Raw genomic sequence first — 9,391 nt, 5'->3', positions numbered from 1 at the left:
TGTTCCACTTTAGATATTTGTTTAAGATGAGATGTAACTCATTGAAATGTGTCATCATATTCGTCGTCAGAAAACAAGTATTATGCCATTATTTCAATGAGTTATCTTTTTTTGTCGTGTACAAAGATGATTTTGGTAAGACACGTAGCTTAGTTGATATTGAGGAAGCCAAAACTTTACAAGAACAAGCAAATGTTTTGGTTAATTTAGATGAAGTCTCGCTTGAAGTTGCGAATGCAATAATTAATATAAAACGTTATCAAGAAATCACCAAAATTGCCAACCAACAGATTGCCGGTGTAAGTCGAATTGCTGAAATTGCAAATTTGCGTGCAAAAGCAGGGATTAGTAGTCAGGCGGATCCAATCCAAGCGCAATCTAATTTAGAAGCAGCAGAGTCAAATTTAATTGTGCAAGAAACACAGTTAAAACAATATCAGCAGCGTCTGCGTACATTATTGGGTTTTGATGTATCAAATATTAATTGGGTTATTCCAGACCGAATTTTAACTGCTGCTGAATTGTATAAAGATCCTGATTTTAAAATGATCCCAAGTATGATGCAGGCGCAAGCAGGCGTTGAAGTCGCAAAATTACAAAAGCAGCAATCTAAACTGAGTGCTTATCCAACCATTAATGTAAAAGGCAGTTTAAGTCAGGCAGTTAATGGGCGTAATCCAAATAATAATGAAGATGATGGTCTTTATAGCTCAATCATGTTGGAAGCGACCAGTAATCTCTATCAAGGTGGGGCCGTTGCTGCGCAAACACGTGCTGCAAGTTATGCTGAAGAAGCTGCAAAGGCACAAGTGAATACAGTGTATTTGGATGTAGTAGATCAGGTACGTTTAATTCGCGAACAAATTGAAAATAAAAAGCGTCAAATGTCTGTACTGGTACAAAGACGTGAAACAACGGTTCGCACAAAAGAGCTTTATCAAGAGCAATATAAATTAGGGACACGTACAGTTGTTGACCTATTAAATGCGGAACAAGCTATTCATAGTGCAGCTCAAGAAATTGTGTCAGCGCAATATGATATTTACGCTTCACTTGCTCAATATATTCAAGTGACAGGACGTTCACGAGATATTTATGAACTTAATAATATGTCTATTCAGGGGTTTGAAGTCCAGCCATGAGTAATACCATAAATTATCAGCCTTGGCTTCAAGCGGTATTGAATATTGCCAAGCACTATCGAATTGAACCTTCTGAAGAGCGTATTCGCCTACAACTGGATTGGAATCAACATAATAATGCTGATGAACTTGTTCAAGTGATGGCACGCCAAATTGGTTTAAGTGTTCGTAAAAATAAATACGATATTAATTTACTAAATCCATGGCGCTTGCCGGTACTGGTTGAATTTGTCAGTGGTGAAGTGGGCGTTGTAGAACGTATAGATGTAGATGGCAATGCCAGCGTACAACTCAGTGGCGATGAAGGTTTATCACAAGTTTTTTCACTCGATCGTTTAGCAAATGGCGTACGTAATATTTATATCTTGCGTCCTGAATCTTCAGTGCCAGATGCTCGTGTCGATGAATACATCAAACCATTTGAAAAAAATTGGTTTTGGTCCATTGTTCTGAAAGATTGGAAGCGTTACATCGATATTATGTTTGCCTCTTTAATGGCAAATATTTTGGCGCTGGCTACTATTTTATTTTCGATGAATGTTTATGACCGAGTGATTCCATCACAGTCAGTGCCGACACTTTGGGTACTGGCAGGTGGTGTACTCATTGCAGCTATTTTTGAATTTACGCTGCGTGTTTCACGTATTTATTTATCGGATATTATTGGTAAACGTGCAGATTTAAAAATTTCTGACCGTGTATTTGGGCATGCACTTCGCATTAAAAATAGTGAACGTTCAAAATCAACAGGTACATTCATTTCTCAAATTCGTGAGCTTGAAGGTGTTCGTGAAATGGTGACCTCCACCACGGTCACAGCAATTGCTGATCTACCATTTTTCTTTTTGTTCTTATTCATATTCTGGCTGATTGGCGGCAACCTGTTTTGGGTAATGTTGTTGGTTGTGCCACTGATGATTATTCCTGGTATTTTGGCACAAAAGCCTTTAGCGAAATTGGCACAAATGGGGATGCGAGAATCTTCAATTCGTAATGCATTATTGGTTGAATCTGTACAAGGTATGGAAGATATCAAGTTATTACGTGCTGAATCACGCTTTCAAAATCAGTGGAATCACATGAATGAAGTGTCTGCTGATGTCAGTATGCGTCAACGTAAAATTGTTGGTTTGATGTCTGCTTGGACACAAAAAATACAAGGTTTAACCTTTGCCATAGTTGTATTGGTCGGTTGTTTCGCAGTAATGAAAGGTGAAATGACCACTGGTGCTTTGGTAGCCTGCTCAATTCTATCCTCGCGTATGTTAGCGCCAATTTCCGCACTAGCTGGGGTACTGGGTCGTTTACAACAAGCGAAAGTGGCAAAAGCAGGCTTAGATGAGTTGATGAAAAAGCCTGTGGATCAGCCTGATTATTCGCACTTAATTCATAAGCCTGTTATTAGTGGTGATTATGAATTGAATGGCGTGTCATTCAAATATGGTGAAGATGATCCACGTCCAAGTTTAATCATTCCAAAACTTGAAATTAAAGCTGGTGAGAAAATTGCAATTTTAGGGCGTAATGGAGCAGGTAAATCGACCCTGTTACAGCTCTTATCAGGCATGCAAACACCAGTACAAGGCAAAATTAAACTTGACGGTATTGAGCTGGCATTAATTGATCCAGCCGATGTCCGCCGTGATATGGGCTTACTGAATCAAAATGCACAATTATTTTATGGTTCAATTCGTGAAAATTTAACTTTAGGTGCACCACTTGCGACAGATGAGCAGCTCATTGATGTGCTTAAAATCACGGGCGCGTTAAGTTTTGTACAAGAGAAAAAAGAAGGTTTAGACCACATTATTTTAGAAGGTGGTGTAGGTTTCTCTGGGGGGCAGCGTCAAGCATTACTCCTAGCACGTTTGTTAATTCGTCAACCGAATATCTTGTTATTGGATGAACCGACCGCTGCGATTGATGATGTATCTGAAAAACAATTAATTGATCATCTCAAAGGCTATTTACAAAATCGTACCATGATTGTTGCAACACATCATCGCGCTGTATTGGAACTTGTTGACCGTATTATTGTGGTGAATGAAGGTAAAATTGTGATGGATGGGCCTCGTGATCAGATTTTGAATCAAAATCAGGGTGCACCTAAACGTGCAACAGGGGCATAAATCATGAGCGATAATAAGCAAGAAGTAAAACGTTCAAATGCTGTCAGTTTTAAAGAACCACCATTACCAAAAACGAGTTTAATTATTTGGATTATTACCATTGGTTTGGCAGTACTTTTAATTTGGGCATGGTTATTCAAATTAGAAGAAGTTTCAACGGGTACAGGTAAAGTAATTCCTTCATCTAAAGAGCAGATTATTCAGTCTTTGGAAGGTGGTATTTTAACCAAATTAAATGTGAAGGAAGGCCAAATTGTTGAACAAGGACAAGTCCTTGCGCAATTAGACCCAACACGTTTTGAATCGAATGTGGCTGAGACTGAGTCACTACTGGTGGCAGCTCGTGCGACAGCGGCGCGTCTTCGTGCAGAAGTGAACGGGACTGCTCTAACATTTCCCAATGATGTGTTAAAAATACCTGCATTAGTGAATGAGGAAACAGCACTGTATCATTCACGTCGTGCGAATTTGGATGAATCACTATCAGGTCTAAAACAAGCCCTGGTACTTGTACAACAAGAATTGGCGATGACTGAGCCTTTGGTGGCAAAAGGTGCAGCGAGTGAAGTTGAAGTTTTACGCTTAAAGCGTTCAGCCAATGATTTGCAAAATCAAATGAATGACGTACGTAACCAGTACTATGTCAAATCTCGCGAAGAGCTTTCTAAGGCAAATATGGATATTGAATCACAACAGCAAGTGGTTCGTGGTAAATCTGATACGCTCAGTCGTACTGTTTTTAAATCACCAGTCCGTGGTGTTGTTAAAGAAATTGATGTTATGACTTTAGGCGGGGTGATTCCTCAAAATGGTAAGTTAATGACTATCGTGCCTTTAGATGAGCAGCTTTTAGTTGAAGCACGTATTTCGCCACGTGACATCGCTTTTATACGTCCAGGGCAAGAGGCTTTGGTTAAGATTACTGCTTATGACTATTCAATCTATGGTGGTTTAAAAGGAAAAGTGACGGTAATTTCGCCTGATACCTTACGTGATGAAGTTAAACAAGATCAGTTTTACTATCGTGTGTATATTCGGACAGATAGTGATAAGTTGACCAATAAAGAGGGTAAGGACTTTAGTATCACGCCTGGTATGGTCGCAACAGTCGATATCCGTACAGGTTCGAAAACAGTACTTGAATATCTGGTTAAACCGTTTAACAAAGCCAGCGAAGCTTTGCGTGAACGATAATGTAATAGTTGTTTAAAAAGCCTCCTCTATGGAGGCTTTTTTTATCGGTAAGTCTTTCAAAATAGATATAATCATTGTTCCACTTAGTTCGAATGAAGATATGGCATTTACACTTTCTACACAGGTTTGTTTTGAAGAGGACATTAAGAAAAGTCGTTTTCAGGCGATAGCTGTCCCTGTAGAAAATGAACAGGCTGTTAAAGACTTTTTAGAAGCGAACCGTGATATCTCCACAACCCATCAATGTTGGGCATGGAAAATTGGTCATACTGTACGCTTCAATGATGATGGTGAACCTTCAGGAACAGCAGGGCGACCAATTTTAGCAACAATAGAAGGCAATGATTTAACCAATGTGCTGGTTTTGGTAAATCGTTGGTATGGCGGCGTTAAGTTAGGTACAGGTGGATTAGTCCGTGCTTATGGTGGCTGTGCAGGTCAATGTTTAATGCTTGCTGAAAAAATTGAGTTAATTGAAAAGAAAAAAGTGCAGTTTAGTTGTCAATTTAATGAGTGGGCAATTATTCAATATGACTTAAATCAACAAAAAATAGAATTTCAAGAAGAATATACTGCGACAGGCGTAGATATTGAAGCAGCGCTACAGGTTCATCAGATCGAACCACTTGCAATTAAACTTCAAGATGTGAGTAGAGGGCGCGAGCAGTTAAAAATAGTGGATGAATAATGTATTCATTTCTCTTGTGAGGCAATTTGTCTCAAACAACCAACCAAATAATTGAGATTAAACTAGATGACTGAGCAAGACCCACTACTGAAATATCGTGAACAGCATAAACATCGCTTGAATTACATGCCATGGTTGTATCGGTCGTTGAAACCAAAAAATAGAGTATGGGCCGAAGCTTGGCAAAAAGAATATCAAGAATATCTTATGTCGATGGAAACCGTTGAAATTGGTGAGAACTGTTTCATTTCACCACTCGCTCATATATTTGCTGAGCCAGGTCGAAAGATTAAAATTGGTGATAATACGTTTATTGCAGCAGATTGCACATTGCATGGGCCGCTTGAAATAGGCAGTGAAGTAGCGATAAATCATCACTGTATACTTGATGGTGGCCGAGTCGGAATTAAGCTACACGACCAAGTACGAATTGCTGCCTATTGCCATCTGTATGCTTTTGATCACGGCATGGATACAGATATGCCAATTTACCAACAAGCTGTACGCTCACAAGGAATCGAAATTGAACGTGATGTCTGGTTGGGTGCACATGTTGGCATAAAGGATGGTGTACACATAGCAGAACAAGCAATTGTTGGTATGAATAGTATGGTGACGAAGCATGTCGAAAAACGTGCGATTGTGGCAGGGAATCCAGCTAAATTTATTCGATATCGAGATTAAAACCATACATTTGTGCAAAAAATGGCTTTTAAACTTACACAAATGTATGCATCACGAAACAGAGTTGTGATAAGTTAAAAATAACAAACAACTTTTATAGCCAAGCAAAAATAAAACGAGGGCTAATCATGAAACGAGTTATCGCATGTATCGACTCTTCGCCATGCATTAATGCATTAGCAGATGCAGCGGCTTGGGTTGCAAAACAGACCAATCGTGAACTGGTTCTACTTCAAGTCCTTGACTATTACCCAGCAAGTTATCATCTAGGTGAAATTAGTGGTGTGATTGGTTTTGAAAGTAATGCCATGCTTTTAAAAGAACTGGCAGAGCTTGAGCAAAAACAAAGTGATCTAGCACTCGATTATAGTAATAATCTACTCAAACATATTTCTGAAATGATTCAGGACAAACATGGCATTCAAACCTCACACATTCAGGAAAAAGGCGACTTTTTAGAGCAGAGTTTTAATGTTCTTCAGTCTGATGACATTGTATTAATTGGACGTGTTGGTGAGCGCTCAGCAGAGCGTAATAAGCCATTAGGGAGTAATGTTGAAAACTTTATACGTGGTGCAAGCTGTACTGTAATGACTGTAGGGCCAACCTTTAAGCCACCTACACGGTTTATTTTTGCTTACGAATATTCGCCAACATGTGTTGATTTAATGAAACGCGTGGCTAAGAGTGATTTATTACGTATTTTACAATGCCATTTAGTCTATGTTGGTGATCATCCACAAATTTTAGATGATCCCAAAAACTTTTTAACCAATGCCGGACTGGATGTTGTCACTGAGTATCGTTATGGAGATGTTTCAGAAAATATCTTGGATTATCAACAAGAGCATGGTATTCAATTGATTGTATTGGGCGCATTTAGTCACAGTAAAATTCATCAATTCTTTTTAGGAAGTATCACCACCAGTATCTTTAGGAATTCGACTGTCCCTTTACTAGTTGTGAAATAAAAGTGTTTAGTTGTGGCAATTAAACAGGAATTTTAGACACAGATTAAAGTATTGATTTTGTATTTTTTATAACCAGAGTTATCCTCATATATTGTGGATAACTCTGTGTGTTGTTTTTGTAAGTTACTGTTTGTTAATTAAAATATTGTATTGATTGATTTTTAATCCAAATCAATCTTTGTACAATCTCAAGATTAATCAGTTATTTTACAATCGCAAGTGCGAAACCATCATGGCCTTTACAACCAACCGTTTGCAATGCGGTGCAAGATAAAATACGAGGATTATTTTGCATTGCTTTGAACATATCCCGTATACCTTCAATACTCGGTTTATGATTTTCTGGATTCAAAATATCGCCTGCACGAATGACATTGTCCAGCACGATAACTGTACCTGAATGTGAGAGATCCAGACTTAGCTCAAGATATTCAGGATAGCTTTGCTTATCCGCATCGACAAAAATAAAGTCAAAAGGTTCAGTATTTTCGGGTAGGGCACGTAAGATATCTGCAGCACGACCACATTTAAGATCAATCGTTTGAGGCAATTTTGCATTGTCGATATTTTCTTGTCCTAAAGCTGCGTGCGTATCACGACCTTCAATCGTTAAAATATAGCCATCGTCTGGAAGTGCACGTGCTAACCACATAGTGCTATATGCAGCAAAAGTTCCTAATTCCAAAACACGTTTGCACTTATTCATTTGAATCAACATTTGTAGCAACATGCCTTGATTTGCAGCTACGGCAAGATGGTCGGGGAAGCCACGTTCATCTGTATGTTTCAATGTCTGAGTGAGAATTGGATCTTCAGGAATTAAATGTGAATCGATGTAAGCATCAATGTCTGTCCACATTTGTTGCATGTTGTAGCACCTCATTTTTGATGAGAGCATTTTAAACCTTTCCATACATAGCGCAATTTATTGTTCAATAATCGCCTGTTTTATACACAAAAAAGACCTCAAAAGAGGTCTTGGTATGGCATTGTAATGTATTAGTAATTACACATTGAAGATCGTCGAGATAAATCTGGCCCCCAAGTGCGATAGCCTTGAGTATCAATATGAATTTGACCACTAGAATATAAGCCGAGCCCCATATTTAAACTCTGACCATGCTGTGCCCAAAATTGGCAAAGACGGAATTTCGTATTTTCAATATAGGCATAATCTTCAGGTTGAGGATAAGCAGGCCCAATACGAAAATCGATTGCGGAATTGAATAAGTGACGAGATGAATTTGCACCACCAGCACATTGGTTCAATGGCAGATCACGATAAACCGATGTCACTTCAAAGTCCGTTAAGATATTTGCTGCCACAAGATATTTAAATACACGCAGGGTGGAAATTTGGTTGGCCCACAGTTCACGATTTGGCACCATATACTCTGAACGGCCACATTTCTGCCAATCTCGCGCTGTACGCATAAGCTCAAAAGAAGGAATAATATTGCCAACACCATTTCTTTCAAGAAAGACCTCGTAATCACGTACTTTACGCAAATTATCTACAGATGCCACCCAGGAGTTGTAAGCATAAGGAACAACTTTAGGTTGCGATTGGCGAACGGTTGAGACTTTTTCTTGAGGAATGTAAATACGTTTACCGTCGTGAGTTGTAATAGTGTGGCCTTGTTTTTGTGGTGTACTGGTACAACCAATGAAAACAAGTGGGAAAATTGCAACGGACAATAATCCCTTAATTAAATGCTTCATTATAGAAATCAATTATTTATAAACTTGTTCTATTTTAATCTAATTTGAGTGAGAAATTTTGAATATTTTGCAATGAAATGTGTGCATTCGGTATAAAAAAAGATCAGCATGTGCTGATCTTTTTTGAATCTGTAAAATTACTTTTCAAGATATTGTAATTTATCAGTTTTGCCATTCCATTCTTCACGGTCAGCAGGTTGATCACCGATTTGAGTGATGTTTGGCCATTTTTGTGAAAGTTCAGTATTGAGTTCGATAAATACTTCTTGACCCTCTGGTAATTCATCTTCAGAGAAAATTGCATTTGCTGGACATTCTGGTTCGCATAATGCACAGTCGATACATTCGTCTGGATTAATTACAAGGAAGTTAGGACCTTCATAGAAACAGTCAACAGGACAAACTTCTACGCAGTCTTGATATTTACATTTAATACAGTTTTCAGTGACAACAAAGGTCATGGCGACAGCTACCTAAAAATATGGTTCTAATAACTAATAGTGTATTTTAGGCAAAAAATAGCACAACTAACAATTCCTTTTATTGATATTTATTATATGCAGTGCTGTTAAAATTACTAAAAACTGAACAATTTAACCAAAACAGCGATGTAATGATAATCATACTCAATAGCTGGCCTGAACTCACACTTTTTATTTAGCATTTTACCTTGAGCGTTTTACATTCAAAGCTACTCCTTTTTCAATTGGATTAAAAAAAGCCCCCTAATAGGGGTAATGCCAGTCAGTTAAGCAAAAAAAGTTAAAATGCTGTAAAAAGAGCGTATGTAAATACGCTCTTTTTTTATGAATTTATCTCAGAATCTAGATTTAACATTAAAACAAACCCTACCTTCACTTT

General features: G+C 38.1%; 8 protein-coding genes and 1 pseudogene. 6 read left to right on the top strand and 3 right to left on the bottom strand.

Annotation, left to right across the window (positions count from 1 at the left end; all coding sequences use genetic code 11):
* Positions 1–128: 128 nt before the first annotated feature.
* The 6 genes and pseudogenes from FTT84_RS15355 to FTT84_RS15330 form a co-directional block, all read left to right on the top strand.
* Positions 129–1,142 (top strand): annotated as a pseudogene (locus FTT84_RS15355) (TolC family protein); the annotation flags it as partial.
* Positions 1,139–3,271 carry a type I secretion system permease/ATPase gene (locus FTT84_RS15350; protein WP_180081710.1) on the top strand — a complete coding sequence of 711 codons (2,133 nt, stop codon included), beginning with the start codon at positions 1,139–1,141 and terminating at the stop codon, positions 3,269–3,271. The pseudogene FTT84_RS15355 and the gene FTT84_RS15350, both read left to right, overlap by 4 nt.
* A 3-nt stretch (positions 3,272–3,274) precedes the next feature.
* Complete coding sequence (locus FTT84_RS15345; RefSeq protein ID WP_180058863.1) at positions 3,275–4,465, top strand: HlyD family type I secretion periplasmic adaptor subunit; 1,191 nt, start codon at positions 3,275–3,277, stop codon at positions 4,463–4,465.
* A 100-nt stretch (positions 4,466–4,565) separates the two neighbouring features.
* Positions 4,566–5,153 (top strand): YigZ family protein, encoded by a 588-nt coding sequence (locus FTT84_RS15340; RefSeq protein WP_067762597.1) that lies wholly within the window; start codon positions 4,566–4,568, stop codon positions 5,151–5,153.
* A gap of 66 nt (positions 5,154–5,219) precedes the next feature.
* Positions 5,220–5,837 (top strand): acyltransferase, encoded by a 618-nt coding sequence (locus FTT84_RS15335; protein ID WP_067762582.1) that lies wholly within the window; start codon positions 5,220–5,222, stop codon positions 5,835–5,837.
* 128 nt (positions 5,838–5,965) lie between these two features.
* A complete protein-coding gene (locus FTT84_RS15330) occupies positions 5,966–6,808 on the top strand; it encodes a universal stress protein (RefSeq protein WP_180081708.1) in 843 nt (280 codons plus the stop codon).
* A 202-nt stretch (positions 6,809–7,010) separates the two neighbouring features.
* Here FTT84_RS15330 and FTT84_RS15325 read toward each other — a convergent pair whose 3' ends face one another.
* The 3 genes from FTT84_RS15325 to fdxA all read right to left on the bottom strand — a co-directional run bounded on the left by FTT84_RS15325 (position 7,011) and on the right by fdxA (position 8,991).
* Positions 7,011–7,676 carry an O-methyltransferase gene (locus FTT84_RS15325; protein WP_180058862.1) on the bottom strand — a complete coding sequence of 222 codons (666 nt, stop codon included), beginning with the start codon at positions 7,674–7,676 and terminating at the stop codon, positions 7,011–7,013.
* 131 nt (positions 7,677–7,807) lie between these two features.
* Positions 7,808–8,530 carry a D-Ala-D-Ala carboxypeptidase family metallohydrolase gene (locus tag FTT84_RS15320; RefSeq protein WP_180058861.1) on the bottom strand — a complete coding sequence of 241 codons (723 nt, stop codon included), beginning with the start codon at positions 8,528–8,530 and terminating at the stop codon, positions 7,808–7,810.
* A 137-nt stretch (positions 8,531–8,667) separates the two neighbouring features.
* Positions 8,668–8,991, bottom strand: coding sequence for a ferredoxin FdxA (gene fdxA, locus FTT84_RS15315; protein WP_053580096.1), 324 nt, complete (start codon positions 8,989–8,991; stop codon positions 8,668–8,670).
* Positions 8,992–9,391 lie beyond the last annotated feature (400 nt).

The sequence above is a fragment of the Acinetobacter sp. YH01019 genome, assembly GCF_013420285.1.
In the GTDB taxonomy this organism is placed as follows: domain Bacteria; phylum Pseudomonadota; class Gammaproteobacteria; order Pseudomonadales; family Moraxellaceae; genus Acinetobacter; species Acinetobacter gandensis.
Note: the sequence above shows the minus strand (reverse complement) of the source record. Positions and strands in the feature narration are given on the sequence as shown.

Bases quoted from the DNA above. Each gene is read 5' to 3' on its own strand.
- FTT84_RS15340 (WP_067762597.1), top strand. From the start codon at position 4,566: ATGGCATTTACACTTTCTACACAGGTTTGTTTTGAAGAGGACATTAAG.
- fdxA (WP_053580096.1), bottom strand. From the start codon at position 8,991: ATGACCTTTGTTGTCACTGAAAACTGTATTAAATGTAAATATCAAGAC.
- FTT84_RS15335 (WP_067762582.1), top strand. From the start codon at position 5,220: ATGACTGAGCAAGACCCACTACTGAAATATCGTGAACAGCATAAACAT.
- FTT84_RS15345 (WP_180058863.1), top strand. From the start codon at position 3,275: ATGAGCGATAATAAGCAAGAAGTAAAACGTTCAAATGCTGTCAGTTTT.
- FTT84_RS15330 (WP_180081708.1), top strand. From the start codon at position 5,966: ATGAAACGAGTTATCGCATGTATCGACTCTTCGCCATGCATTAATGCA.
- FTT84_RS15325 (WP_180058862.1), bottom strand. From the start codon at position 7,676: ATGCAACAAATGTGGACAGACATTGATGCTTACATCGATTCACATTTA.
- FTT84_RS15320 (WP_180058861.1), bottom strand. From the start codon at position 8,530: ATGAAGCATTTAATTAAGGGATTATTGTCCGTTGCAATTTTCCCACTT.
- FTT84_RS15350 (WP_180081710.1), top strand. From the start codon at position 1,139: ATGAGTAATACCATAAATTATCAGCCTTGGCTTCAAGCGGTATTGAAT.